This window comes from Micromonospora marincola (assembly GCF_056150385.1).
In genome coordinates this window covers 39,021-65,294 of record NZ_JAXCFT010000012.1, presented here as the reverse complement: position 1 = coordinate 65,294, position 26,274 = coordinate 39,021, and the positions used below count along the sequence as shown (strand labels likewise).

Below are 26,274 nucleotides of genomic sequence, written 5' to 3'. Positions count from 1 at the left end.
GGGGCGCCCGAGTTTCATGGCCCCGGAAACGGCCGACCGGGGCGGTGCCTGCGCGGCGCCGCCCCGGTGGGCCGATCTCAGAGGTATTGGCCGGTGTTGCTGGCGGTCTCGATGGACCGCCCGGCCTCGGCGCCCTTGCCGCCGGAGACGAGCGTGCGGATGTAGACGATCCGCTCGCCCTTCTTGCCGGAGATGCGCGCCCAGTCGTCGGGGTTTGTGGTGTTGGGCAGGTCCTCGTTCTCCCGGAACTCGTCGACGCACGCGTCGAGCAGGTGCTGGAGCCGCAGCCCCTTGCGCCCGGAGGTGAGGAACTCCTTGATGGCCATCTTCTTGCCCCGGTCGACGATGTTCTGGATCATCGCGCCGGAGTTGAAGTCCTTGAAGTAGAGGACTTCCTTGTCGCCGTTGGCGTAGGTGACCTCGAGGAAGCGGTTCTCCTCGGTCTCCGAATACATCCGCAGCACCACGGCGTCGATCATCGCGGCCACCGTGGCCTGGGGATCGCTGCCGTGTTCGGCCAGGTCGTCGGCGTGCAGGGGCAGGCCGGCGAGAATGTACTTGGAGAAGATGTCCTTGGCCGCCTCGGCGTCCGGCCGCTCGATCTTGATCTTGACATCGAGCCGGCCGGGTCGCAGGATCGCCGGGTCGATCATGTCTTCCCGGTTGGAGGCGCCGATGACGATGACGTTCTCCAGGCCCTCCACGCCGTCGATCTCGCTGAGCAACTGCGGGACGATGGTGTTCTCCACGTCGGAGGAGACACCGGAGCCGCGGGTACGGAAGACGGAGTCCATCTCGTCGAAGAACACGATCACCGGAGTGCCCTCGCCGGCCTTCTCCCGGGCTCGCTGGAAGATCAGCCGGATGTGCCGCTCGGTCTCGCCGACATACTTGTTGAGCAGCTCGGGACCCTTGATGTTGAGGAAGAAGCTTGTGTGCTTCTCCTCCCCGCGACGCTCGGCGATCTTCTTGGCGAGGGAGTTGGCCACCGCCTTGGCGATCAGCGTCTTGCCACAGCCGGGCGGGCCGTAGAGCAGGATGCCCTTCGGCGGCCGGAGCTGGTGCTCACGGAACAGGTCGGCGTGCAGGAACGGCAGCTCCACCGCGTCGCGGATCTGCTCGATCTGCGACTGGAGGCCGCCGATGTCCTCGTAGTTGACGTCGGGCACCTCCTCCAGCACCAACTCCTCGACCTCGCTCTTCGGGATCCGCTCGTAGGCGTACGCCGAGCGGGGCTCGATCATGAGCGAGTCGCCGGCCCTGATCGTGCTGCCGATCAGGGTCTCGGCGAGGTGCACGATGCGCTCCTCGTCGGAGTGGGACACCACGAGCGCCCGGTCACCCGGAGCGCCGTCGGGACCCGCGAGGATCTCCTTGAGCATCACCACCTCGCCGACCCGTTCGTAGCCGAACGCGTCGACGATGTTGAGCGCGTCGTTGAGCAGGACCTCCTGCCCACGGCGCAGCTCGTCGACCTCGAGCGAGGGCGAGACGGCGACCCGGAGCTTGCGCCCGCCGGTGAACACGTCCACCGTGCCGTCGTCGTGCTTCGCCAGGAACACGCCATAGCCGCTGGGCGGCTGGGCGAGGCGGTCGATCTCCTCCTTGAGCGTCACGATCTGCGCGCGAGCCTCCTTGAGAGTGCTCACGAGCCGCTCGTTGTTCTCGGTCAGCCGGGCCAACTGTGCCTGGGTGGCCGCCAGCCGCTCTTCGAGCTGCCGGACGTGTCGGGGGCTTTCGGTCAACTTGCGCCGCACCAGAGCGAGTTCCTCTTGCAGGAACGCGACCTGCGTGGAGAGATCGTGGGCCTCCTTCTCCCACCGTGCGGCGCGCGAGTCCGCGTCGTCGCTGCGTGCCACGTCCCACCTCCCCGGGGGGCTTGAACGTTCTGAGCTAACACTAGCCGCTATGAGCCCGATTCGGTCCTCCGCAACGCGCTCGTCACCGAAGCTTGATCGCCAAGGGCTGGTCGACGGGCGGGTACGGGCGTTCGGGTACCGTCGGAGTCTGGGACGGGAGAACATGGGGGGTGCTTCGTGACCGACGTCGCGACGGACCAGGCGCAGGTCTGGGTGGACCAGGATCTCTGCACGGGCGACGGGCTGTGCGTGCAGTACGCGCCGGAGGTGTTCGAGTTCGACGTCGACGGCCTGGCGTACGTCAAGGGCCCGGACGGCGAGCTGCGGCAGGCCCCGGGCGCCCGGGTGGACGTGCCGGAGCACCTGCGCCTCGAGGTGATCGACTCGGCGAAGGAGTGCCCCGGCGAGTGCATCCACGTGGTGCGGGCCAGCGACGGCGTCGAGGTGGCCGGCCCGGAGGCCGAGGACTGAGCGGACGAGCCGGGGACGGCGTCCCCGGCCCACCCGCGTCTCAGAGCATCGGACGACCGACGACGGAGGCGACCAGCCGGGCGAACTCCTCCAGCCGCCCGATCTGTCCGGCGCCGCCGTCGTCGAGCGTCTTGCCGAAGCGCAGCGCGTCGTGCCGCGGCGTGCCCGCCTCGTCGCTCGGCGGCGCCTCGTCCAACGAGCTGAGCAGCAGGTAGACGTCGATGCTGTCGATCCGGACCGTGCCGTCCTCGGCGCGGGTGAGCCGGCGCCGGCAGCCAACCTCGGTGACGGTGGAGACCGGCACCACGCGCAGCGAGGAGGTCATCGCGCCGGGCGGCCCCTCCCCCGGCGGGACGTCCTCGCCGTGCCAGAGCACCAGTCGGCTGCCGTCGCAGACGACGACCTCCTGCCACACGCCGTTGACCTCGTTGACGAAGCGTTCCAGCGTGAAGCCGAGGACCGAGGCGCCGCGCAGCACCCCGCCGAGCGCCTCCAGGGCGATGTCGGGGTCACGCAGGTAGGCCCGGGCGGCCGACTCCAGGTCGGCGTAGGGCGACCAGTCGGGGAAGACGGCGGGCATCTCGCCGTTGCCGTAGCCGGGACTACTCACGCCACCTCCCGCCGGCCCACGCCGCCGTCGCCGGGACGGGTGCCCGCCCGCCACGCGCCCCGATCCGCTCCCTCATGCTTACCGTCTCCGGTGTCGTCGTCCCCACGGGCACACATGATCCGCCCGCCCGCGCCGGTTCGCGCGGCGGGGGTCAGGACTGTTCCGGCTCCGCCACCGACCGGGCCGCCGCCGCAGCGCGCAGGGCGTCGCGGCGCTGGGCGTACGCCTCGGCGCCCTTGCTGGGCTTGCGCCGGCGCGGCGGGGCGGTGACCCCGGGGGCGAGCTTGCGCGCGGAGACCAGGAACGCGGTGTGCGCGATCATGCGGTGGTCGGGCCGGACGGCCAGCCCCTCGGCGTGCCAGTCGCGGACCATCGACTCCCAGGCCCGCGGCTCGGTCCAGCCGCCGCGCTCGCGCAGCGCCTCGACCAGCTCGGACAGCTGGGGCGTGGTGGCCACGTAGCCGATCAGCACGCCACCGGGGACGAGCGCCCGCTCGACCATGTCGAGCATCTCCCAGGGGGTCAGCATGTCGAGGATGATCCGGTCGAAGCCGGTCTCGGCGCACCCGGCGACGTCGCCGACGTGCAGGTGCCAGGCCGGGTGCGGGCCGGTGAAGAACGCCTCGACGTTGCGCCTGGCGATCTGGGCGAAGTCGTCGCGCAGCTCGAAGGAGTGCAGCTCACCGTCGGTGCCGACGGCCCGCAGCAGCGAGCAGGACAGCGCGCCGGAGCCGGCGCCGGCCTCCAGCACCTTGGCGCCGGGGAAGATGTCGCCCATCGCGACGATCTGCGCGGAGTCCTTGGGGTAGATCACCTGGGCGCCACGCGGCATGGAGAGCACGTAGTCCGACAGCAGCGGGCGCAGCGCCAGGAAGGCGGTGCCGCCGCCGGTGGTGGTGACCACGCTGCCGTCCGGCAGGCCGATCAGGGTGTCGTGGCTGAGGATGCCCCGGTGGGTGTGGAACTCCTTGCCGGGCTCCAGCGTCACGGTGTGCATCCGGCCCTTCGGGTCGGTCAGCTGCACCCGGTCGCCGGGCCGGAACGGCCCGCGGTGCACGGGAGGCAGCGCCGGGACGGTGGAGATCTCTGCGGTCACGTGTTCGTCTTCCGTTTCGGTTCGAGGAGCTGGGCGAGATCCGCGACGTGCAGCACGCCCACCACATCTTCGCCTGCCGTCACCAGGTACTGCGCGCCCGGGTGGGTGCGCACGGTCTCCAGCACCCGCTCGCCGTCCGCGCCGACCGGCAGGGCGGGCAGCGTGGCCAGGCCGCGGGCCACCTCGTCCACCGCCAGCCACGGCCGGCGGTCCCGGGGTACGGCGGCGGCGCGGGCCGGGTCGACGAGCGCCACCGTACGGCCGCTCGAGTCGACCACGGCCAGCGCGGCGTCCGGCGGGCCCGCCTCGTCGCGGCGGCGCTGCGCCTCGGCCAGCGGCGTGCCGGTGGGCACCGGCAGGAGCGGGCGGGCCAGCCGGGCCAGGTCGACCAGGTGCAGCCGGCGGCCGATCCGGGCCAGTCGGATGGACTGCCCGGCGCCCCGCCACAGGGTCAGCGCGACAAGCAGGAGCAGCGGCAGCGCCAGCGGCGCGAGCGCCCGACGCAGGGTGAGCGCCACCACGAGGGCCACCGTGCCCAACGCGACCGCCCGGCCGACCCAGCCGGCCACCTCGGTGCCCCGGTGCCGGTCCCGGGTGAGCGCCCAGACCGCCGCGCGCAACGCCCGCCCGCCGTCCAGGGGCAGCCCGGGCAGGCTGTTGAAGATCGCCACCACCACGTTGCTCACCGCGAGTTGGAAGGCGAGCTGGTGGCCGAGCGTGCCGGCGGGCAGGGCCAGGGTGGCCGCGACCGCGCCGGCGCCGAGCACGGCGGACACGGCCGGGCCGGCCAGGGAGATCAGCAGCTCGACCCGGGGGGTCGGGGCGTCGGCGTCCATCTCGGTGTAGCCGCCGAGCAGTTCCAGCGTGATTCCCCGCACACCGATGCCGAACCGGCGCGCGGTCAGCGCGTGCCCCAGCTCGTGCAGCAGCACCGAGCCGAGCAGCGAGACGACGAAGCCGAGCCCGACCAGATAGCTGCCGGGGCCGCCGAGGTCGAGCTGGCGGCGGGCGAGCGCCGCGTAGAGCACGGTGACCACGACGGTGAGCAGCAGCATCGAGGCGTCGACACGCAGCGGCACCCCGAAGACCCGGCCGAGGGTCAGCCCGGGCCGGCGCGGTGGTCGGGTCCGCTGCTCCACTCCGGCGATGCTACGCGGGAGAGATCATCGACCGGTGCGGCGACGGCGGCGGTGTCACACCTGTGGCCTAACCTTCCGGGCATGACGGCGGAACCGGTGATCGACACGCAGGGCGACCCGACGGCGGAGGCGGCGCCGGTCACGGTGCGGGCGTCGCTGTCGCCGTCCCGGGCGGCCGACTTCAAGACGTGCCCGCTGCTCTACCGGTTCCGCAGCATCGACCGGCTGCCTGAGCGCCCGACGGTCGAGCAGGCCCGGGGCACGCTCGTGCACGCCGTGCTGGAGCGGCTGTTCGACCTGCCGGCGCCGGCGCGCACCCCCGAGTCGGCAGGCGACCTGGTCGCCCCGCAGTGGGACCGGCTGGTCACCGAGGAGCCGGAGCTGTCGGAGCTGTTCGCCGACGACGGCACCGCCGGTGTGGAGGGGTTCCTCCGTTCGGCGGCGGCGCTGCTTGAGGGCTACTTCGCGGTGGAGGACCCGCGCCGGCTGGAACCGGCCGAGCGCGAGGCGTTGATCTCCGCCGTGGTCGACGACGAGTTGCTCATCCGCGGCTATCTCGACCGGCTCGACGTGGCGCCCGACGGCGCGCTGCGGGTGGTCGACTACAAGACCGGCGGCGCGCCGCGCGAGGCGTTCGAGGCGCGGGCGCTGTTCCAGCTCAAGTTCTACGCCCTGGTGCTGTGGCGCACCCGGGGCGTGGTGCCGCGGGTGCTGCGCCTGCTCTACCTCAAGGACGCCGAGGTCTGCGACTACGCCCCGGACGCCGAGGAACTGGTGCGCTTCGAGCGCACGGTGGTGGCGTTGTGGCGGGCGATCGAGCAGGCCACCGCCCGGCAGGATTTCCGGCCCCGGCCGAGCCGGCTCTGCGACTGGTGCAGTCACCAGTCACGGTGTCCGAGCTTCGGCGGCACCCCGCCGCCGTTCCCGGTGGCCGCCGCCGCGCCCGACCCGCTTGTGGACGCCCGCTCCCGCCCGGCGACCCCGGGGGCCGACGAGTGACCCTCCTCCTCGGGGAGGAGACCGGGTTCGGCTCCGGCGACGACGAGAGGCGCGCCCGGCCGGCCTAGCGTCTCCAGACATGACCGACCGGCTACCGGCCCGCCGGATGCTCGACACGTTGCTCACCGCCGCGGTGGCGTACGCGCTGGGTCGCGCGGCGCGACCCCGGCCCGTCCGGGCCCGGACGGGCGCCGAGGGGGACGTCCCGGCGCGGACACCGGCCGTCGAGGACGGCGGCGGGGCGCCGACGCCGACCGCCCGGAGCGCCTCCACAGGTGCGGCGGGGCCGAACGCCCGGAGCGCCTCCACAGGTGCGGCGGGGCCGAACGCCGGGGGTGTCTCCGCCGGCGCGGCGGTGGTCGCCGACGAGCGTCGCCGGATCGCCGGCGAGCTGCACGATCTGGTGGCCCATCAGGTCGCCGCGATCGGGGTGCTTGCCACCGGGGCCCGCCGGGCGTTGCCGCGGGATCCGGCCGCGGCGGACCTGGCGCTCGCCGCGGTCGAGGAGACCGGCCGGGCGGCCCTGCGGGAGCTGCGCCGGCTGCTGCGGGTGCTGCGGGCCGACGCCGGGCCGGCGGCCGAGCTGGCGCCGCAGCCGGGCCTCGCCGGCATCGCCACGCTGGTGCGGCAGGCCCGCGACGCCGGGTTGCCGGTCACCCTGCGGACCGAGGGCACGTTCACGCCGGTGGGCGACGGGATCGCGCTCGCCGCGCACCGGGTGGTGCAGGAGGCGCTGCGCAACGTGCTCCGACACGCCGGCCCGGCCACCGCGTCGATCCGGCTCACCGCCGCTGACGGGTTTCTGACCGTGGAGGTGACCGACACCGGCCGCGGCCCGGCGTCGCCCGACCGGATCGGGCCCGGTCTGGTCGGCATGCGGGAGCGGGTGGCCCTCTACGGTGGAATCCTGCGGACCGGACCGGCGCCGGGCGGCGGGTTCCGGGTGCACGCCCGGATCCCGCTCGACCCGGCCGGCACGGTCGGCGCACCGACCGCCGCCCGACACGACGAGGGGAACCGATGACCGACGCCGCCGCGCCCCGACCGGTGCGGGTCCTGCTCGCCGACGACCAGCCGCTGCTGCGTACCGGGTTCCGGATGGTCCTCGGCGTCGAGGATGACCTGGACATCGTGGGCGAGGCCGGCGACGGGGTGGAGGCGGTGGAGCTGTCCCGGCGGCTGCTGCCGGACGTGGTGCTGATGGACATCCGGATGCCGCGGATGGACGGGGTGGCCGCCACCCGGGCGATCGTGGACGCCCGGCTGCCGGTACGGGTGCTCGTGCTGACCACGTTCGAGCTGGACGAGTACGTGGTCGGGGCGTTGCGCGCCGGCGCGAGCGGCTTCCTGGCCAAGGACGTGCCGGCCGAGGACCTGGTCACCGCGATCCGCAGCGTGGCGGCCGGGGAGGCGGTGGTGGCGCCACGGATCCTGCGCCGGCTGCTGGACCGCTTCGCCGACGTGCTGCCGGATCCGGCCGCCGCGCCACCGCGGGTGCTGGATCCGCTTACCGAACGCGAGCGGGAGGTGCTGACCCAGGTGGCGCGCGGGTTGTCCAATGCCGAGATCGCCCGGGAGTTGTCGGTGAGCGAGACCACAGTCAAGACCCACGTCGGGCATGTGCTGACCAAGCTGGGGCTACGCGACCGGGTGCAGGCCGTGGTGCTGGCGTACGAGACGGGGTTGGTGCGGCCGGGCGGTTGAGGTGGCCGCGTTCACGTACCGTGACCAACGGCGGCGGCGCGAAGTTGACCCTCACGCGACGTGGGGTCCTACCGTCGACGCCGCCGTGCCGGTCGGGGATCACCCCGAGCCGGTCTGGGGGGCGACCCCCACCAGAAATTCGGTACGGATTCCGCCCGTGGTTGGACGGATCCGCGACCGGCGGCGCCGAGGATGGGAACTGCCGCACCGACCAGCGGGGGCGGTGCGGATCTCCGAGCACGACGGAAGAGGTAGATGACGTGACCGCGACGGTAGGCCAGCAGGCGCAGGCCGCGGCCCGGGCGAACGACGTGTGGAAAGTGTACGGCAGCGGCGAGGCGCAGGTCATCGCGTTGCGGGGAGTGAACGCCGAGTTCGAACGCGGCCGGTTCACCGCGATCATGGGCCCGTCCGGCTCCGGCAAGTCGACGCTCATGCACTGCCTGGCCGGCCTGGACTCGGTGACCCGGGGCACCGTGATGATCGGTGAGACGACGGTGACCGGGCTCAACGACTCGGGTCTGACGAAGCTGCGCCGGGACAAGGTGGGCTTCATCTTCCAGCAGTTCAACCTGCTGCCGACGCTCACCGCGCAGGAGAACATCCTGCTGCCCCTGTCGATCGCCGGGCGCAAGCCCGACCCGGCCTGGTACGACACGGTCATCGACACGGTCGGCCTGCGGGACCGGCTCGGGCACCGCCCGGCGCAGCTCTCCGGTGGCCAGCAGCAGCGGGTGGCGTGCGCCCGGGCGCTCGTCGCCCGGCCCGAGGTGATCTTCGCGGACGAGCCGACGGGCAACCTGGACTCCCGTTCCGGCGCCGAGGTGCTCACCTTCCTGCGCGACTCGGTGCGCGAGCACGGTCAGACCATCGTCATGGTCACCCACGACCCGACCGCCGCCGCGTACGCCGACCGGGTGGTCTTCCTCGCCGACGGACAGATCGTCTCGGAGCTGGTCGAGCCGACCGCCGAGACGGTGCTGGACACCATGAAGAAGCTGGACGCCCCGGTCGAGGTGGGCAACTGATGTTCCGGGCAACGCTCAAGAGCCTGCTGGCGCGCAAGCTGCGCCTGGTGCTGTCCGGCCTGGCGGTGGTGCTGGGCGTCATGTTCGTCTCCGGCGCGTTCGTGCTCACCGACACGCTGGGCCGGTCCTTCGACGCGGTCTTCTCCGACGCCTACGCCGCCATCGACGTGAACGTGGCGGCGAAGCCGAAGGTCGAGGTCTCCGAGACCGAGGGCGAGCCGGTGGCCGCCCCGGTGCCGGCGTCGGTGGTCGACCGGGTCAGGGCGGTGCCGGGCGCCACGGACGTGCGCGGGTCGATCTCCGCCGACGGCGCGCGGCTGATCGGCAGCAACGGCAAGGTGGTCACCTCGTTCGGGCCGCCGCAGATCGGGGAGAACTGGCTCGGCGAGGACGATCTGCTGAAGCTGCGCGAGGGCCGGGGACCGCAGGCCGACGACGAGATCGTCGTCAACGCCGCGCTGGCGAAGGCGGCGAACGTGAAGGTCGGCGACCGGGTCGGTGTGCTGACGTTGTCGCCGAAGAAGGAGTTCACCCTGGTCGGGGTGTTCGGCTACAGCGGTGGCCGGGACTCGATCGGCGGGACTAACGAGGTCGCCTTCACCACGCCTGTCGCCCAGCGGCTGATGCTCGGCAAGCCGGACGTGTTCACGAACGTCAGCGCGCGGGCCGCCGGCGGCACCACGCCGGAGGCGCTGCGCGACGAGGTGTCCCGCACGCTCGGCGCCGAATACGACGTGAAGACCGGCGAGCAGCTCGCCGACGACGCCTCGGCCAGCCTGAAGGAAGCGCTGTCGTTCTTCAACAAGATCCTCCTCGGCTTCGCCGCGGTGGCGCTGCTGGTCGGCACGTTCCTGATCCTCAACACCTTCTCGATCATCGTGGCCCAGCGCACCCGTGAGCTGGCCCTGATGCGGGCCCTCGGAGCCAGCGGCCGGCAGGTCATCGGCTCGGTGGTGCTGGAGGCCGTGGCGGTCGGCCTGGTCGCCTCGGTGCTCGGGCTCGCCGCCGGCATCGGGGTGGGCGCGCTGCTGGCGTACCTGTTCGGCACGCTCGCCGGTGGTCTCACCCTGGCCGGGCTGGGGGTGCCGCCCGCGGCCGTGATCGGCGCGTTCGCGGTGGGTCTGGTGATCACGGTGGTCGCGGCGCTGCTGCCGGCGCTGCGGGCCGCGCGGATCCCGCCGATCGCCGCGATGCAGGACGTGGCCACGCCGGACCGGCCGTTGACCAAGGTGACCGTCGGCGGCGCCGTGGTGACCACGATCGGGGCGGTCCTGCTCTTCCTCGGGCTCAGCGGCAATGCCGGCGGCAACACGCTTGCCACCATCCTCGGCGGCGTGCTGTTCGCGTTCATCGGGGTGGCGCTGTTGACGCCGCTGATCAGCCGGCCGGTGGTGTCGCTGCTCGGGGCCATCTTCGCCTGGTCGGTGCCGGGGAAGCTGGGCCGGCTCAACTCGGGCCGCAACCCGCGCCGGACCGCGATCACCGCCGCCGCGCTGATGGTGGGCATCGCGTTGGTGACAGGCGTGACGGTGATCCTGGACTCGGCCAAGGGCAGCATCAGCGCTCTCGCCGAGGACAGGATCAAGGCCGAGCTGGTGATCTCCGGTCCCTTGTCCGGTCCCCGCCCGGCGAGCTTCGATCCGGCGGTGCTGGCCCAGGCCGCGGCGATCCCCGGGGTGCGGTTGGTCGACGGTGAGTACGGCGACATGGCCACCGTCGGCGGCAAGCGGACCTGGGTGGCGGCGTCGAGCGAGGTGTCCTCGCTGGAGCGGATCTTCGGGGCGAAGGCCACCGCCGGTGACATCAGCCGGCTGGCCCCCGGCCAGATGCTGCTCAGTTCGGACACCGCGAAGTCCCGCAACCTGTCGGTCGGCTCGACCGTGCCGGTGCAGTTGTCCCGCGGTGACGCGCGCACCTACACGGTCAGCGGCATCTACGAGAGTTCGCAGTTGACCAACCCGGTGGTGCTCCCGCCGCAGGCCGCCGTGGACTTCGCCAACCCGCAGCCCAGCCAGGGCTTCGTGCAGCTCGACCCGGGCACCCCGGTCAGCGCGGTCCAGCCGCAGATCGAACGGCTGCTGGCGGACAGTCCCGAGGTGTCGGTGGCGGACCTGGCCGCGTTCGTCGAGCAGAAGACCAGCCAGTTGGACACCCCGCTGCGGATGATCCAGATCCTGCTGGCGCTGGCCATCGTGATCGCGGTGCTGGGCATCATCAACACCCTGGCCCTGTCGGTGCTGGAGCGGACCCGCGAGCTGGGTCTGCTGCGGGCGATCGGCCTGCGCCGGGCGCAGACCATGCGCATGATCACCGTCGAGGCGGTGGTGATCTCGGTCTTCGGCGCGCTGCTCGGCGTCGTGGTCGGCACCGGTCTCGGCGCGGCAGTGGTGCGGGCGCTCAAGGACGAGGGCATCACCGACCTGATCCTGCCCTGGGGGCAGATGGTGACGTTCCTGGTCCTGGCCGCGATCATCGGCGTGGTGGCGGCGGTGCTGCCGGCCATACGCGCCGCCCGGATCAACGTGTTGGGCGCCATCGCCCACGACTGAGGTGTAAGGCGGGGGCCCTTCTTATCGCCTGGGCGATAAGAAGGGCCCCTTCCTAACGGTTGAGCAGAGCGGCGAGCAGTTCCAGGTCGACGGCGGTCAGACTCTCCGACTGGTGTACGCCGTCGGTCGGCGGCAGCGGCACCTCGGCCGGCACGGCCAGCACGGCCGCCCCGGCGGCGAGCGCGCTCGCCACGCCTGTCGGTGAGTCCTCGATCGCCACGCACCGCTCGATCGGCACGCCGAGCAGCTTCGCGGCGGTCAGGTACGGCTCCGGATGCGGTTTGGCCTCGCCCACCTCGTCGCCGCAGACCACCGCGTCGAAGCTGTCCCGGCCCAGGGTGTCCAGGGCGACCTCGACAAGCGACCGGCCGCTGGAGGTGACGAGCGCGGTGGGGATGCCGGCGGCCCGCACCGCCCCCAGCAACGCCAACGCGCCGGGGCGCCACTGCAGCCCGGTGCGGAACAGGTCCAGGATCCGCGCGCTGATCCAGTCGGCGCTTGCCTGCGGATCCCGTTCCGGCTGGCCGAGGTCGTCGTGCACGATCCGCATGGCGTCGGCCATGCCGGTGCCGACGATCGCCCGGCGGGCCGCGTCGGACAGCGTGCCGCCGTAGACGGCGGCCATCTCCTGCAACGCGACGTCCCACAGCTTCTCGCTGTCGACCAGGGTGCCGTCCATGTCGAAGAGCACGGCGGCGGGGTGTGGGCTGCTCAGCGGGGGCCTCCTTCGATGGGCGTACCCCGCCGATCCTGCCAGCCGGCCCCGACCCGGCCGGCACCGTACCCGATCGGGGTGATCTGTGGCATCAGCCGAGGCCGCAGGCATCCAGCGACTTCTCGTAGCCGGCGAAGAACTTCTCGCTGCGCTGTTCGGCGGTGCCGTGCGCGCCCTCGGCGAACCAGGGCTGGTCCGGGTCGTCGCCGACCGCGAGCAGCCCCTCCCGGAACTCGTCCAGGTCGCCGTCCTCAAGTTTCAGCGTCCCGTCGCGCACGCTGTCGCCCAGGTATGCCCCGGCCATGCAGTCGGCCTGCAACTCCTGCTGGATGGTGAAGTTGTAGCGGATGCCGAGGCGGGTCTGCACGCCGTGGGCGTACTCGTGGCCGAGCAGGTAGAACAGGAACGCGTCCCCGACCTGACGGAACGCCGACACCGACCAGTTCACGTCGTAGGCGATGAAGTCGCCGGCCGAGCAGTAGACCGCGTTGTTGCGCGGCAGCCCCTGCCCGCCGCAGGTCACCTCGCCCGCGCGGGTGTAGGGCACCACCCGCCGGATGGGCCGGAACCGCTCCCCGGAGGCGCGGAACCGGGCGGTCCAGTACTGCTCGGCGCCGGCGACGGCGTCGGAGAAGTCCTGCTTGAACTCGGCGACGCTCGTGGTCCCGTCCGCCCGGGTGGTCACCGCGCCAGGTGACGCCTGTTGCCCGCTCGGGCGCGGGGCGGGCTGCTGCGGCTCGCCCTGGTCGAGCCCACCGCCCATGCAGCCGGCGGCCACCACCACGGCCGCCAGCAGCCCGGCCAACGGCCCGAGCCGCCGACGTTCCACCCTGTCCCCCACGACTACCTCCCGGCTGTCCGACCCGTGTGAGACGCAGTACCCCTGCGCTCACCGGCTTGCAACGTACCGGTGCCGGGAAACGTTCAGTGTCGTGCATGCGCGGGAGGCGCCGACGGAGGATGTGGCCGACCACGCCCGCCACGACAGGGAGCGCAGGCGAGAAGCTAGTCCAGGCCGCGCATGATGTGCGGCTCGCCGTCGTCGTCGCCGAAGCAGCGGTGCAGCACCTGGGCGCGGGCCCACAGGTCGAGGCTGCTGGGCGGCCCGACCTGCGGCGGCCGGGGCGGCGCGGTCAGCACGGGGGCCGGGTCCGGCGGAACCTTCGACGTCGCCTGGTCGGTCATCTCCGCCCCTTTCGTCGTGCTCATGCTCGCCCTTCGGCGTCTCCGCCGCGTCAACGGGACGGCGCGGGTGGGGACGCGGCGCTCGGCGTGCCGGCGTCGGCCGTACTCCGGACGGTAGCCCGCCTGGCCGCGCCGCACACCCCTTATTCCGGACCCCGTAGCAGGTAGGGGGGATCGTCAGCAGATGTTCACGGAAGTTGAACTGGACCACCACTTCCACGTCTGTCTATATGAAAGGGCACAGGTAAGAGCCAATCCCGTTTGGATGGAGTCCCATGTCCCGCACCCTGCGCGCCACGGCCATCAGCCTCGCCGCGATCACGGCCACCACCCTCGGCCTCACCCAGCCCGCCCACGCCGCCGGCTACTCCGCCCCGCTCACCACCGCGGTCGCCGGCCTGAGCGTCGCCACCGAGGTCCGCACCGGCTACAGCCGCGACCTGTTCCCGCACTGGATCGACGCGGACGGCGACGGCTGCAACACCCGCAACGAGGTGCTCTACGCCGAAGCCACCACGAAACCCACCATCAGCGGCACCTGCACGCTCTCCGGCGGCCGGTGGTACTCCTACTACGACAACGCCACCTGGACGGCCACCGGCGACGTGGACATCGACCACATGGTCCCGCTCGCCGAGGCCTGGGACTCCGGTGCGCGGACCTGGACCACCAGCCGCCGCCAGGCGTACGCCAACGACCTGGGCGACGCGCGGGCGCTGGCCGCGGTCACCGACAACGTCAACCAGTCCAAGGGCGACCAGGACCCGGCGACGTGGCTGCCGCCGTACGCCTCGGCCCGCTGCCGCTACGTCGGCGAGTGGGTGGCGGTGAAGATCCGCTGGCGGCTGACCGTGGACAGCGCGGAGAAGAACGCGCTCACCAGTTGGGCGAACAACTGCCCGGCCGCCACCATCTCGGTCACCTACGCGTACTGAGGCCCGTCCGGCTGGAATGATGACAGGCGATGGGGGAGCACGAGGAGCTGACCACCGCGCGGCTGAGCCTGCGCCGCCCCACCCACGCCGATGTCGACCTGGTCCACGCCCTGCACACCGACCCCCGAGCCTGCGCGCACAACCCCTCCGACCTGCTGCGCGACCGCGCTGAGGCGGAGGAGCGCTTCCGGCGCTGGGACGGGCACTGGCGGGTGCACGGCTTCGGCTACTGGGTGGTGTGCCGCGACGAGCGGCGGCTCGGCTTCTGCGGCCTGAAGGTCATGCGGCTGCACGAACGCGACGTGCTGAACCTGTTCTACCGCCTCGACCCGGCCGTGTGGGGTGACGGCGTGGCCGGCGAGGCGGCCACCGCCGTCGTGCGCTGGGCCGGCACGCACCGGCCCGATCTCCCGGTGGCCGCCCGGATCCGCCCGCACAACATCGCCTCCCGGCGGGTCGCGGAGCGGGCCGGCCTGCGCCACGCCGCGCACCTGGACGTGGCGGGCGAGGACGGCCTCGACTGGATCTTCGTCGCCGGTGACTTGCATCAGGTGCAGCAGTTGGCCGACTTCGGCGTCATCCGCGACACGCTGCGGTCGCCATCTCCGCCGGCTGCGACGACCTGATCGCCTCCGCCTGCCGGCCCACGGACAAGATCGTGACGGTACGGTCGGACGCATGACGGTCACCCGTTCCATCCTGCTGTTCCTTGTCGCCGCGCTGGCCGAGATCGGCGGCGCGTGGCTGGTATGGCAGGGCTGGCGGGAGAACCGTGGGTTGCTCTGGATCGCGGGCGGCATCATCGCGCTGGGCCTCTACGGCTTCGTGGCGACGTTCCAGCCCGACCCGAACTTCGGGCGCATCCTCGCCGCCTACGGCGGCGTCTTCGTCGCCGGGTCACTCGCCTGGGGCATGCTCGTCGACAAGTTCCGGCCCGACCGCTACGACCTCGGCGGCGCGGCCATCTGCCTGGTCGGCGTCGCGATCATCATGTACGCGCCGCGCCCGAGCTGACCCGTACCCGCCGGGCCTGCCCGGCGGGTACGGTCTCGGCGCCTACCCGGTCGGGGCCGGGTCGTCGAGGGCGGCGACCTGACGGACCGCCGCGACGATGGCGGGCGCGTCCTTCTTGAGCAGCGCGCCGTGGTTGCTGGCGACCTTCGCGCTGATCCGGATGTTCGGGTTGCCAGCGGTCACCGCATCGAGCCCGGCGCGGATGCGCTCCTGCTCGTCGCCGCGGCTGCCGAGGGAGGTGCCCGAGGCGACCACGTAGCGCACCGGCACGGTGATCCGGTCGAGCACCGGGCCCAGTTCCCGTTCCCGGGAGAGCCGGCCCAGCTCGATGTTGCTCTCCGCCTGCTGGGCTGCGCTCATCCGGGGCGTCAGGCCGGTCGGGCGCAGCAGCGGCGTGAACCAGCCCATCCGCTTGAACAGCTTGCGGATCCGCACCTCCATGGCCTCGTCGAGCCAGTCGTAGGGGAACGCGCCGTCGACCAGGACCGCGCCCACCGTACGGTCGGGGTTGCGCTCGGCCCAGTGCGCGGCGACGACGGCGCCGTAGGACCAGCCGACGAGCAGCGCCCGGTCCACGCCCCGCGCCGCGAGCACGGCGTCGACGTCGCGGACGGCGGCGTCGAAGGAGTAGTCCGCCGACCGTTTCGAGTGACCGCGGGCCCGTTCGTCGTAGGTGATGTGCCGCCATCCGTCGCCCAGGCCGGCGACGACCCGCCGCCAGTAGCCCTGGGTGGCGAACTGGCCGTTGAGGTACAGCACGGGCACGCCGGCGCCGCCGGTGTCGGTGACCGCCAGCGCGGTGTCCTCGACGGGCACCAGTCCGGTCCACGTGTTCGTCGTCATGATCCTGCTCCTGCTCGTGAGGGGGGCCGGTGGCTCAGAGGCTGCGGGCGGTGATGTCACCGGAGCGGGTGCGGAGCACGACCGTGCCTCGTACCGCCTCGGCGATCCGGATGTCGCCCCGCTCGGTGCTGATCTCCGCGGCGCCGGTGAGCCGGCCCACCTCGACGTCGCCGTCGGTCGCGGTCAGGCGCACGCTCGCGGCCTCGTCGAGCTTGAGCTGCCGGTACGCGCCGTCGACTGTGACGTCGCCGAGGCGGCCGACGCCGCGTACCTCGACGGCCACGGAGGTGGCCTGGACGCGGGAGCCGGCGGGCAGTCGCACGGTGACCTCGACGGACCCGGCGGGGACGTCCAGGACGGCGGAGATCGGGGCGGGGGTGGCGAAGGTCTGCATCGTGCTCTCCCGGCGTTTCGTCGCGCGTTTCTTACACGCGAAACGCTACGTTGCTTTCCACATTGCTACAATATGCTCGTTGCACTTACGCGGCGTTCACGCAGCTCAGACACTTGCATTCGTTGCGGCGACCCTGGATCGAACGCAACGATACGGACGACCTGCGTTGCAATGGATGACGATGAAGGCTATGGTTCCCCGGGATGGCGACGGAAAGGGGACCACGATGCCCGGAGGCAGGCTCACCCAGCAGGAGCGGCAGCGGATCGCGTCCGGGCTGGCCGACAGCCTCGCCTACGCGGAGATCGCCCGCCGCCTCGACCGACCGACCTCGACCATCACGCGGGAGGTGATGCGCAACGGCGGTCCCACCGCCTACCGCGCCGACCTGGCCCACCGCGCCACCGAGCGCCGCGCCCGGCGGCGCGCGACCACCGCCCCCCGCGCCTCGGGCCCGCTCCCCCGCGACGCCGACGCCATCACCGAGTACGCCGAAACCCTGACCACCGTCCTCATGGCCTCGGGCCTGCCGACCATGGCAGCCCGGGTCCTGACCTGCCTGTTCACCACCGACGCGGGCAGCCTCACCGCCGCCGACCTCACCCGGCGACTCCAGGTCAGCCCCGCCTCGGTCTCCAAGGCGATCGCCTTCCTGGAAAGCCAGAGCCTGGTCCGCCGGGAACACGGCGACGGCCGGCGGGAGCGCTACGTCGTCGACGACGACCTCTTCTACCAGGCGACCATCGCCAGCGCGCGGGCCAACGACCAGCTCGTCGCCGTCGCCCGCCAAGGCGTCGCCCTGCTCGGCGCCGACACCCCGGCCGCCGCCCGCCTGGAGAACATCGCCCGCTTCCTCGACTTCATCAGCGAGAGCATCACCCGCGCCGCCGAACAGGCCCGCGACATCCTCCGCACCGCCGGTTAGGTCAGCACGACGCGGGCGGGATGCTCTGCTCGTACTGGAAGACGTTGTGCGGGTCGTACACCGCCTTGATCCGGCGCAGGCGCTCGACGTTCGGCCCCCAGTACGCGGTCTCCCACTCCTGCATGCCGATGTTGGGCACGTTGACGTAGGCACCGTCCACGTACGGGCGGAGCGCCTGACTGAACTCGGCGATCCACGCCTGGGCGGCCGGGGTGAGGGCGTCGCCGCTGTCCGGCACGCCCCGGGTCCCCCAGCCCGCGCCCGGCTCGGAGTAGAAGATCGCGTCGCGGTGCGGGAACGCCGAACCACCGAGCGGCTGCATCGCCTGCGCGCCGACGCCGAACGCCTGGGTGAAGAAGTTGCTGTCGTCGGTGGGCGCCACCGCCATGAACGAGCGGATGATCTCGATCGCCTCGGGCGGGAACGGCCGGCGGGTGAACTGGGAGAAGAACTTCCAGTTCGCGGGCTCGTCCTCGATCGGCACCTGGAACCCGGCGTAGACCTCCCCCCACCCGCCGATCTGCACGGTGACCTGCGGGCCGCCCACCGACAGGACCGGCTCCAGCAGCTTCCTGATCTCCGCGTCGGTGCCCTCGGCGAGTACGCCGAACAGCAGGATCTGCGACTTGTGGATCTCCAGTTGGGTGCCGAGGCGGACGTCGGTGAACGGCGCGCTGCGCTGCCACCTGTCGAAGACGCCCCGCAGGTCGTCCAGGCCGGACCAGGTCGCCTGAAGGTAGGCGACGCTACGCAGCGGGGCCACCCGGTAGGTGAGCGATGTGACGATGCCGAAGTTGCCGTTACCCGCCCCGCGCAACGCCCAGAGCAGGTCCGCGCGGTTCCTCAGATCCACCTCGATCGCCCTGGCGCCGTTCGCCCCGGACGCGACGACGATCTCCGCTCCGATCAGGCTGTCGCAGGCCATGCCGAGCCAGCGGGTGAGGAAGCCGAAACCCCCGCCCAGGGTCGCGCCGGACAGGCCCACGCTCCCCTCCGTACCGGTCGTCACCGCGAGCCCCTGCTGGGCGAGCGTGGTGACCGCCTCCAACTGGTTGAGCCCGGCGCCGACCCGCGCGGTGAGCGCGGCCCGGTCGATGTCGGCCGACTTCAACTCGCTGACGTCGATCACGATGCCGTTGTCCACGTTGGACCAGCCTTCGAGGCTGTGCCGGCCGCTGCGGACCCGCAGCGCGACGTTGTTCTGCCGGGACCAGGCGAGGGCGTTCACCACGTCCTGGGTGTTCTGCGCGAACACGATGACGAGCGGGTTGTGCACGAACAACTCGTCCCAGCCGACGCTCGCGGTCGGGTAGTCGGGATCACCGAAGCGCACGATCCGCCCGGTCAGTTCCACCGGCGGGCACTCGGCCCAGATGGGTGCTCCGGAGCCGTCGGTGCCGGTCGTCGCCTGGGCGGCCCCGGTGAACACGGCCGGGGCGACGACCGCCCCGGCACCCACGGCGGCGGTCGCCTGGAGCAGCTTTCGACGCGAGATGTCGGGCATGGTCATGGCCTCTCGATCGGGTCACACCTTCCGCTGGCGTGCGCCTTCACGCTAGAACCAGACACATGCTCACATAACCGGAAGAGGACGCGAAAACCCTTCCGGGTGACGCAGACCCGGCGCCGATGGGACAAAAGCTCTCCGTCAGGTGCCGATGGCCTCGCGCGCCGCACGCCGTGTCCACCCTCGGCCCACGCCAGATTTTGGGCGGTCGGGATGCCGCCACCTCGAAAATGGAGTGGGGTCCGCTGACGTAGCTGGATCAGGCTTCCGCCCGGGGTTCTAGCCTCAGGTGGTGACCCGTCTAGCTGACCGGGCTGCCCAACTCGCGGGGCAATGCCTGGCAGTGCCGCTTGATCCACACCAGCTCGGGGAAGTGGCGCCATCCGGGCGGGCGGGATACCGCCACCTCGCCGTGGTGGAGTGGATCAAGCGCGGGCTATTTGGCGTTGAAGTAGTTCGCGTCCGGGTGGTGGACCACGATAGCGTCGGTGGCCTGCTCCGGCACGAGCTGGAACTCCTCCGACAACTCCACCCCGATTCGCTCCGCGCCGAGCAACCCCACCACCTTCGCCCGATCCTCCAGGTCCGGGCAGGCCGGATAGCCGAACGCGTAGCGGCAGCCCCGGTAGTCGGTGCGCAGCAGGCCGGCCAGGTCGGCCGGATCGTCCTCGGCGACCGTACGCCCACCCGGCAGCACCAGCTCGGACCGGATCCGCCGGTGCCAGTACTCCGCGAGCGCCTCGGTGAGCTGCACCGACAAGCCGTGCACCTCCAGGTAGTCGCGGTATTCGTTCGCGGCGAACATCTTCGCCGTGTATTCGCTGATCGGCTGCCCGACGGTGACGAGCTGCATGGCCACCACGTCGAGCTGGTCGCCCTTGGGCCGGAAGAAGTCGGCCAGGCACAGCCGGCGCTCCTGCCGCTGCCGGGGGAAGGAGAACCGGGCGCGCTCGCTGTGCCCGTTCTCGTCAAGCACCACCAGGTCGTTGCCCTCGGAGTAGGCCGGGAAGTAGCCGTAGACCACGGCCGCCTCCAGCACCTGGTCGGCGATGAGCCGGTCCAGCCAGTAGCGCAGCCGCGGCCGGCCCTCGGTCTCCACCAACTCCTCGTACGACGGGCCCTGACCGCCACGGGCGCCCCGCAGCCCCCACTGCCCCAGGAACGTGGCCCGCTCGTCGAGCAGCGCCGCGTAGTCCGCGAGCGGCACGCCCTTGACCACCCGGGTGCCGAAGAACGGCGGTGTGGGCACCGTGGCGTCCGGCGCCACGTCGGAGCGGACCGAGGCGTCGTCCAGCTCGGGCAGCGCCTCCCGGACCTGCGCCCGCTGCCGCTCCCGCCGCTCCCGCCGGGCCGCCAGCGCCGCCTCCCGCTCCGGGTCGATTACCGGCGCGCCACCCCGCTTGGCCGCCATCACCCGGTCCATCAGGGACAGCCCCTCGAACGCGTCCCGGGCGTAGTGCACCTGGCCCGGGTAGATCGACCGCAGGTCGTCCTCCACGTACGCCCGGGTCAGCGCCGCCCCGCCGAGCAGCACCGGCCACCGCTCGGCGACGCCACGCGTGGCCATCTCGGCCAGGTTCTCCTTCATGATGACCGTGCTCTTCACCAGCAGGCCGGACATGCCGATGGCGTCGGCCCGGTGCTCCTCGGCCGCGTCCAGGATCGCGGTGATCGGCTGCTTGATGCCGATGTTCACCACGTCGTAGCCGTTGTTGGACAGGATGATGTCGACCAGGTTCTTGCCGATGTCGTGCACGTCGCCCTTCACCGTGGCAAGGACGATCCGGCCCTTTCCGTCGTCGTCGGCCTTCTCCATGTGCGGCTCCAGGTAGGCCACCGCGGTCTTCATCACCTCGGCGGACTGGAGTACGAACGGCAACTGCATCTGGCCCGAGCCGAACAGCTCACCGACCACCTTCATGCCGTCGAGCAGCAGGTCGTTGATGATGGACAGCGGCGTGCGCCCCTGCGCCATCGCGGTGTCCAGGTCGGCCTCCAGGCCGTTGCGCTCGCCGTCGATGATCCGGCGCTTGAGCCGCTCCTCAAGCGGCAACGCGGCCAACTCCTCGGCGCGGGTGGCCCGCGCCGAGGCCGCGTCGACGCCCTCGAAGACCTCGATGAACCGCTGCACCGGGTCGTAGCCCTCACGGCGGCGGTCGTATACCAGGTCCAGCGCCACCTCGCGCTGCGCATCCGGGATCTTCGTCATCGGCAGGATCTTGCTGGCGTGCACGATGGCCGAGGTCAGGCCGGCCTGGACGCACTCGTGCAGGAACACCGAGTTGAGCACCTGCCGGGCCGCCGGGTTCAGCCCGAACGACACGTTCGAGATGCCGGCGGTGAAGTTGACCCCCGGATAGCGGGCGGTGATCTCCCGGATCGCCTCGATCGTCTCGATGCCGTCGCGGCGCGTCTCCTCCTGGCCGGTGGCGATCGGGAACGTCAGCGCGTCGATCAGGATGTCCGCCCGGCGCAGCCCCCACCGGCCGGTCAGGTCGTCGATCAGCCGGCTGGCCACCCGTACCTTCCACTCCCGGGTGCGGGCCTGGCCCTCCTCGTCGATGAGCAGCGCCACGACGGCGGCGCCGTGCTCCTTGACCACCGGCATGACCCGCGCGTAGCGGGAGTCGGGGCCGTCGCCGTCCTCGAAGTTCACCGAGTTGACCACGCAGCGACCGCCGAGCATCTCCAGCCCCGCCTCGATCACCGCCGGCTCGGTGGAGTCAAGCACGATCGGCAGGGTGGACGCGGTGGCGAACCGGCCGGCCAGCTCCCGCATGTCCTGCGTGCCGTCGCGGCCGACGTAGTCGACGCAGAGGTCGAGCAGGTGCGAGCCGTCCCGGGCCTGGTTGCGGGCGATCTCCACGCAGGCCTGCCAGTCGGCGGCGAGCATCGCGTCGCGGAACGCCTTCGAGCCGTTGGCGTTGGTGCGCTCCCCCACCATCAGGACGCTGGCGTCCTGGGCGAACGGCACGTGGTGGTAGATCGAGGAGACACCGGCTTCCGGCTCCGGCGCCCGGGCCACCGGGCGACGCCCGCCCAGCCGCTCCACGAGCACCCGGATGTGCTCCGGCGTGGTGCCGCAGCAGCCACCGATCAGCCCGACGCCGTAGTCGTCGACGAACTGCTCCAGCGCGTCGGCCATCTCCTGCGGGCCGAGCGGGAAGTAGGCCCCGTCGGCGGTCAGCACCGGCAGGCCGGCGTTCGGCATCACCGACACCGGCAGGCGCGAGTGCCGGGACAGGTAGCGCATGTGCTCGCCCATCTCGGCCGGGCCGGTGGAGCAGTTGAGCCCGATCACGTCGACCCCGAGCGGCTCGATCGCGGTCAGCGCCGCGCCGATCTCGCTGCCCAGCAGCATCGTGCCGGTGGTCTCCATGGACACCTGGCAGATGATCGGCACGTCCCGGCCGGCGGCGTCGCGGGCCCGCTTCGAACCGACCACCGCGGCCTTGACCTGGAGCAGGTCCTGGCAGGTCTCGATGATCAGCGCGTCCACGCCGCCGGCGATCAGGCCGATGGCGCTCTCCTGGTACGCGTCACGCAGCGAGGCGTAGCTCGCGTGGCCAAGGGTCGGCAGCTTCGTGCCCGGCCCCATCGACCCGAGCACGAAGCGGGGCCGCTCCGGCGTGGCGTACGCGTCCGCGGCCTCCCGGGCGATCCGCGCCGCCGCCTCGGACAGCTCCCGGATCCGGTCGGCGATGCCGTACTCGGCGAGGTTGGGCAGGTTGGCGCCGAACGTGTTGGTCTCCACGCAGTCCGCGCCGGCGGCCAGGTAGGCGTCGTGCACCCCACGGACCACGTCCGGCCGGGTGACGTTGAGGATCTCGTTGCAGCCCTCGAGGCCGTCGAAGTCGTTCAGGGTCAGGTCGGCCGCGTGGAGCATCGTCCCCATCGCCCCGTCGGCGATGAGGATCCGGTCCGCCAGCAGGTCGCGCAACGAAGTAGACACAGGTCCAGGCTAGTGCGCCGCCGTACGCGGAGGGCGCCCCAACCGCCCCTTCCCACATACTGTCGGCTGAATCACCGCGTACCTTTCATCCGCTTCGACCGGGTGGTCGGGCCGGGCGACCGGCGCGGCCGACGGGCCGGCTCCGGCGGCGGCACGTAGGCTGGCGGACGTGAAGGACATCAGGGATGCGACCGTGCGACGGGGCAGCGCCGCTCCGGACGAGCAGGGTGAGGTGACGGCGTGACCGAGTTCGACGGGCTGCCGGTTCTGCGCTCACCGGTCGCCATCGCGGCCTTCGAGGGCTGGAACGACGCCGCGGACGCCTCCACCGCCGCCGTGGAACACCTGGAGCAGGTATGGCAGGCCCGGCAGGTGACCGAGCTGGATCCGGAGGAGTTCTACGACTTCCAGGTGAGCCGGCCGACCATCACGATGGCCGACGGGGAGACCCGGCGGGTGGAGTGGCCCACGACGCGCTTCATGGTGGCCAGCCCGGAGGGCACCGAGCGGGACGTGGTGCTGATCCGCGGCATCGAGCCGAGCATGCGCTGGCGCACCTTCTGCGAGCAGGTGCTGGAGATCTGCCACAGCCTGGAGGTCGAACGGGTGGTGCTGCTCGGCGCGCTGCTGGCCGACGTGCCGTACACTCGGCCGCTGCCGATCAGCGGCAGCGCGTCGGACGCCGACGCGGCCCGGCGCTACCAGCTCACCCCCACCCGCTACGACGGCCCGACCGGCATCGTCGGGGTGCTGCACGACGCCAGCTCCCGGGCCGAGGTCGACGCGGTGTCGTTCTGGGTGCACGTGCCGCACTACGCCAACAACCCGCCCTGCCCGAAGGCGACCCTGGCGCTGCTGCACCGGGTCGAGGAGGTGCTCGACCTGCCGGTGCCGATGGCCGACCTGGCCGAGGAGGCCGCCGAGTGGGAGCAGCGGGTGCGCAGCGCCGCCGAGCAGGACGCCGAGCTGGGCGAGTACGTGCGTGAGCTGGAGGAGCGCGTCGGCGACGCCGGCATCACCCCGTTGACCGGCGACGAGATCGCCCAGGAGTTCGAGAAGTACCTGCGCCGTCGGGGCGGTTCCGCCGGCCCCACCGCCGGTTCCTGGTAGTCCGCTTCCTCGAAGGCCGGGTCCTCGTCGGGCCCGGCCTTCCGCGTGTCCGGGGTGGCGCCGTCACGCCCTCTAGGGCATCCTAGGAACCTAGCTGTTCTGAGGAGGCGGGTATGCAGATCAACCCGGGCGCGGCCGAGTTCCCGCACCGGCAGATCGCCGCGCAGCTCAAGGCGCAGGTGCGCCGCGGCGACTGGGGGCCGGGCGAGCGGCTGCCGTCCATCCCGGCCATCGCCGAGATGTTCGGCGTCGCGAAGCAGACCGTCCAACGCGCCGTCGACCAGCTCCGCGTCGAGGGCATCCTGATCACCAAACCCGGCTCCGGTACGTACGTCCGGGGCACCCGGCGCCGGCTCAACCGCCTCGCCCGGGGCCGGTACGGCGGCTTCCGCGGCTACCACACCGACCTGGCCGCCCGATACCGCCAGCACCTCGTCTCGGTCGGTCGCGCCGCCGCCCCGCCCGAGGTCGCCGACGTCTTCGGCGTCACCGACGGCACCGAACTGCTCTGCCGGCGGCACCTGGTCCGCACCGACGACTCCCCGGTCGAGGTCGGCGCCTCCTGGTTCCTGCCCGCCGACACCGCCGGCACCTCCCTGGAACGGGCCGAGGCGTTCGGCCGGCCGCTCTACCAGGAGGCCGAGGAGGCCACCGGCCGGCGGTACGTCACCGCGGCCGACACGATAAGCGCCCGCCAGCCCAGCCGGGAGGAGGCCGAGATCCTCCAGATCCGCCCGGACACCCCTGTGCTGCACCTGCTGCACGTCGCGTACGACGAGCGGCGCAAGCCCATCGAGGTCGCGCAGGCCACCTGGCCCGGCCCGATGACCACGCTCACCGAGGAGTACAAGATCCCCGCGCCGGCCCCCGACCCGGACCCGGACCCGGGCCTCGTCCTCGGCTGAGCGCTACCACGCGTTAAGAAGGGGCCCCGCCTCTACCGAAAGCGTTAACAAGGGCCCCCTCCTTACAGGCGGATGCCGAGGAGGGCGTCGACGGTGTCGGCGAACAGGCGGGGGGCGGTCGCGTCGGCGCCGTCACCGGCTAGCGTGCGCTCGGCCCAGGCGTCGGCCACCGCCAGTGCGCCGGGGGTGTCGAGGTCGTCGGCGAGGCGTTCGCGTACCCCGGCCAGCAGCGCCTCGCCCGACGGGCCGGACGGCGCGGCGGCGGCCCGCCGCCAACGGTCCAGCCGCCGCAGCGCCTCGGCGAGCAACTCGTCGGTCCAGGTCCGGTCGCTGCGGTAGTGGCCGGTGAGCAGGGCCAGCCGCACCGCCATCGGGTCGACCCGGTCGGCCCGCAGGCGGGAGACGAAGACCAGGTTGCCCTTCGACTTCGACATCTTCTCGCCGTCCAGGCCGATCATGCCGGCGTGCACGTAGTGGTCGGCGAACGGCGCCGCGCCGGTCAGCCGCTCGGCGTGCGCGGCGGAGCACTCGTGGTGCGGGAAGATCAGGTCGTTGCCGCCGCCCTGCACGGAGATCCGGTCGCCGAGCAGGTTCAGCGCGATGACCGTGCACTCGATGTGCCAGCCGGGGCGGCCCGGGCCCAGCTCGCCTCCGGGCCAGGACGGCTCGCCGTCGCGGGCGCCGCGCCACAGCAGCGGGTCGAGCGGGTCGCGCTTGCCGGCCCGCTCCGGGTCGCCGCCGCGCTCCGGGAAGATCTCCAGCATCTCGGCGCGGGACAGGTTGGACTCGTAGCCGAACGCCGGGGCGGCGGAGATGTCGAAGTAGACGTCGCCGGTGCCGTCGTCGAGCCGGTACGCCGCGCCGTCCTTGAGCAGCACGAGCACCTTGTCGGCGATGTCGGGGATCGACTCGACCGCGCCGACGTAGTGCGCCGGCGGGATCATCCGCAGCGCCTCCATGTCCTCGCGGAACAGCGCGGTCTCCCGCATGGCCAGGACCTTCCAGTCCTCGCCGTCGCGCTCGGCGCGCTCCAGCAGCGGGTCGTCGATGTCGGTGACGTTCTGCACGTAGCTCACGGTCAGGCCGGCGTCGCGCCACATCCGCTGCACCAGATCGAAGGTGATCATGGTGGCGGCGTGCCCGAGGTGGGTGGCGTCGTACGGGGTGATGCCGCAGACGTACATCGAGGCGACGCCGTCGGGCCAGCTGGGGTGGAGCCCCTGTCGCGCCGAGTCGTACAACCTCAGTGGCGCGCCCGTACCCGGCAGCCGTGGCACCTCGTGTCCCGCCCAAGACTCCATGTCCGCCAGCCTAACGATCCGTCAGACACGCGG

At 72.1% G+C, this 26,274-nt stretch carries 24 protein-coding genes; 12 read left to right on the top strand and 12 right to left on the bottom strand.

What is annotated here, in order from left to right:
• Positions 1–77: 77 nt before the first annotated feature.
• Positions 78–1,859: a proteasome ATPase gene (gene arc / locus SM450_RS22770; RefSeq protein WP_474621783.1), complete on the bottom strand. Its 1,782-nt coding sequence runs from the start codon at positions 1,857–1,859 to the stop codon at positions 78–80.
• A 177-nt stretch (positions 1,860–2,036) separates the two neighbouring features.
• Here arc and SM450_RS22765 point away from each other — a divergent pair, with 177 nt between their 5' ends.
• Positions 2,037–2,330, top strand: a complete 294-nt coding sequence (locus tag SM450_RS22765) for a ferredoxin (protein ID WP_474621782.1) — start codon at positions 2,037–2,039, stop codon at positions 2,328–2,330.
• 40 nt (positions 2,331–2,370) lie between these two features.
• Here the strand turns inward: SM450_RS22765 and SM450_RS22760 are convergent, their stop codons facing one another.
• From SM450_RS22760 to SM450_RS22750, 3 genes are all read right to left on the bottom strand, one after another.
• Positions 2,371–2,940, bottom strand: coding sequence for a hypothetical protein (locus SM450_RS22760; protein ID WP_474621781.1), 570 nt, complete (start codon positions 2,938–2,940; stop codon positions 2,371–2,373).
• A 151-nt stretch (positions 2,941–3,091) separates the two neighbouring features.
• Positions 3,092–4,036, bottom strand: a complete 945-nt coding sequence (locus tag SM450_RS22755; RefSeq protein WP_474621780.1) for a tRNA (adenine-N1)-methyltransferase — start codon at positions 4,034–4,036, stop codon at positions 3,092–3,094.
• The gene (locus SM450_RS22750; protein ID WP_474621852.1) at positions 4,033–5,184 is read right to left on the bottom strand and encodes a M50 family metallopeptidase; all 1,152 of its coding nucleotides are present in this window, start codon (positions 5,182–5,184) and stop codon (positions 4,033–4,035) included. Before SM450_RS22750 ends, SM450_RS22755 begins: the two co-directional genes overlap by 4 nt.
• A gap of 72 nt (positions 5,185–5,256) precedes the next feature.
• Here SM450_RS22750 and SM450_RS22745 point away from each other — a divergent pair, with 72 nt between their 5' ends.
• The 5 genes from SM450_RS22745 to SM450_RS22725 all read left to right on the top strand — a co-directional run bounded on the left by SM450_RS22745 (position 5,257) and on the right by SM450_RS22725 (position 11,455).
• Positions 5,257–6,174, top strand: a complete 918-nt coding sequence (locus SM450_RS22745; protein WP_474621779.1) for a RecB family exonuclease — start codon at positions 5,257–5,259, stop codon at positions 6,172–6,174.
• Between the two features lie 79 nt (positions 6,175–6,253).
• A complete protein-coding gene (locus tag SM450_RS22740) occupies positions 6,254–7,198 on the top strand; it encodes a sensor histidine kinase (RefSeq protein WP_474621778.1) in 945 nt (314 codons plus the stop codon).
• A complete protein-coding gene (locus SM450_RS22735) occupies positions 7,195–7,878 on the top strand; it encodes a response regulator (protein ID WP_474621777.1) in 684 nt (227 codons plus the stop codon). Before SM450_RS22740 ends, SM450_RS22735 begins: the two co-directional genes overlap by 4 nt.
• A gap of 260 nt (positions 7,879–8,138) precedes the next feature.
• Entirely contained in the window at positions 8,139–8,906 is a 768-nt protein-coding gene (locus SM450_RS22730) for an ABC transporter ATP-binding protein (protein WP_474621776.1), read from the top strand.
• A complete protein-coding gene (locus SM450_RS22725) occupies positions 8,906–11,455 on the top strand; it encodes an ABC transporter permease (protein WP_474621775.1) in 2,550 nt (849 codons plus the stop codon). The genes SM450_RS22730 and SM450_RS22725 overlap by 1 nt, the downstream gene beginning before the upstream one ends.
• A gap of 52 nt (positions 11,456–11,507) precedes the next feature.
• Here the strand turns inward: SM450_RS22725 and SM450_RS22720 are convergent, their stop codons facing one another.
• From SM450_RS22720 to SM450_RS22710, 3 genes are all read right to left on the bottom strand, one after another.
• Positions 11,508–12,146: an HAD family hydrolase gene (locus tag SM450_RS22720; protein ID WP_474621774.1), complete on the bottom strand. Its 639-nt coding sequence runs from the start codon at positions 12,144–12,146 to the stop codon at positions 11,508–11,510.
• Between the two features lie 115 nt (positions 12,147–12,261).
• Entirely contained in the window at positions 12,262–13,011 is a 750-nt protein-coding gene (locus tag SM450_RS22715) for a neutral zinc metallopeptidase (RefSeq protein WP_474621773.1), read from the bottom strand.
• Between the two features lie 164 nt (positions 13,012–13,175).
• Complete coding sequence (locus SM450_RS22710) at positions 13,176–13,379, bottom strand: hypothetical protein (protein ID WP_474621772.1); 204 nt, start codon at positions 13,377–13,379, stop codon at positions 13,176–13,178.
• 251 nt (positions 13,380–13,630) lie between these two features.
• On the opposite strand from SM450_RS22710, the gene SM450_RS22705 reads away from it, so the two are divergent.
• The 3 genes from SM450_RS22705 to SM450_RS22695 are packed head-to-tail and all read left to right on the top strand — an operon-like array spanning position 13,631 to position 15,304.
• Positions 13,631–14,290: an HNH endonuclease family protein gene (locus tag SM450_RS22705; RefSeq protein ID WP_474621771.1), complete on the top strand. Its 660-nt coding sequence runs from the start codon at positions 13,631–13,633 to the stop codon at positions 14,288–14,290.
• A 29-nt stretch (positions 14,291–14,319) separates the two neighbouring features.
• Positions 14,320–14,916 carry a GNAT family N-acetyltransferase gene (locus SM450_RS22700; RefSeq protein ID WP_474621770.1) on the top strand — a complete coding sequence of 199 codons (597 nt, stop codon included), beginning with the start codon at positions 14,320–14,322 and terminating at the stop codon, positions 14,914–14,916.
• 52 nt (positions 14,917–14,968) lie between these two features.
• On the top strand, positions 14,969–15,304 hold the full coding sequence (locus SM450_RS22695; protein WP_474621769.1) for a YnfA family protein: 336 nt from the start codon (positions 14,969–14,971) through the stop codon (positions 15,302–15,304).
• A gap of 42 nt (positions 15,305–15,346) precedes the next feature.
• Here SM450_RS22695 and SM450_RS22690 read toward each other — a convergent pair whose 3' ends face one another.
• Both SM450_RS22690 and SM450_RS22685 read right to left on the bottom strand, forming a co-directional pair.
• Positions 15,347–16,147 carry an alpha/beta fold hydrolase gene (locus SM450_RS22690; protein WP_474621768.1) on the bottom strand — a complete coding sequence of 267 codons (801 nt, stop codon included), beginning with the start codon at positions 16,145–16,147 and terminating at the stop codon, positions 15,347–15,349.
• A gap of 34 nt (positions 16,148–16,181) precedes the next feature.
• Entirely contained in the window at positions 16,182–16,541 is a 360-nt protein-coding gene (locus SM450_RS22685; RefSeq protein WP_474621767.1) for a DUF4097 family beta strand repeat-containing protein, read from the bottom strand.
• A gap of 226 nt (positions 16,542–16,767) precedes the next feature.
• Between SM450_RS22685 and SM450_RS22680 the strand changes: the two genes are divergently transcribed.
• Positions 16,768–17,466, top strand: a complete 699-nt coding sequence (locus SM450_RS22680; protein ID WP_474621766.1) for a GbsR/MarR family transcriptional regulator — start codon at positions 16,768–16,770, stop codon at positions 17,464–17,466.
• Between the two features lies 1 nt (position 17,467).
• Here SM450_RS22680 and SM450_RS22675 read toward each other — a convergent pair whose 3' ends face one another.
• Together SM450_RS22675 and metH are read right to left on the bottom strand one after the other, a co-directional pair.
• Positions 17,468–18,976, bottom strand: coding sequence for an FAD-binding oxidoreductase (locus SM450_RS22675; protein WP_474621765.1), 1,509 nt, complete (start codon positions 18,974–18,976; stop codon positions 17,468–17,470).
• A gap of 433 nt (positions 18,977–19,409) precedes the next feature.
• Positions 19,410–22,913, bottom strand: coding sequence for a methionine synthase (gene metH, locus SM450_RS22670; protein ID WP_474621851.1), 3,504 nt, complete (start codon positions 22,911–22,913; stop codon positions 19,410–19,412).
• A gap of 252 nt (positions 22,914–23,165) precedes the next feature.
• Between metH and SM450_RS22665 the strand changes: the two genes are divergently transcribed.
• Both SM450_RS22665 and SM450_RS22660 read left to right on the top strand, forming a co-directional pair.
• Entirely contained in the window at positions 23,166–24,035 is an 870-nt protein-coding gene (locus SM450_RS22665; RefSeq protein ID WP_281589820.1) for a PAC2 family protein, read from the top strand.
• A gap of 113 nt (positions 24,036–24,148) precedes the next feature.
• Positions 24,149–24,940, top strand: coding sequence for a GntR family transcriptional regulator (locus SM450_RS22660; protein ID WP_474621764.1), 792 nt, complete (start codon positions 24,149–24,151; stop codon positions 24,938–24,940).
• Positions 24,941–25,002: 62 nt separating this feature from the next.
• Here the strand turns inward: SM450_RS22660 and mshC are convergent, their stop codons facing one another.
• A complete protein-coding gene (gene mshC, locus SM450_RS22655; protein WP_474621763.1) occupies positions 25,003–26,241 on the bottom strand; it encodes a cysteine--1-D-myo-inosityl 2-amino-2-deoxy-alpha-D-glucopyranoside ligase in 1,239 nt (412 codons plus the stop codon).
• Between the last annotated feature and the right edge of the window lie 33 nt (positions 26,242–26,274).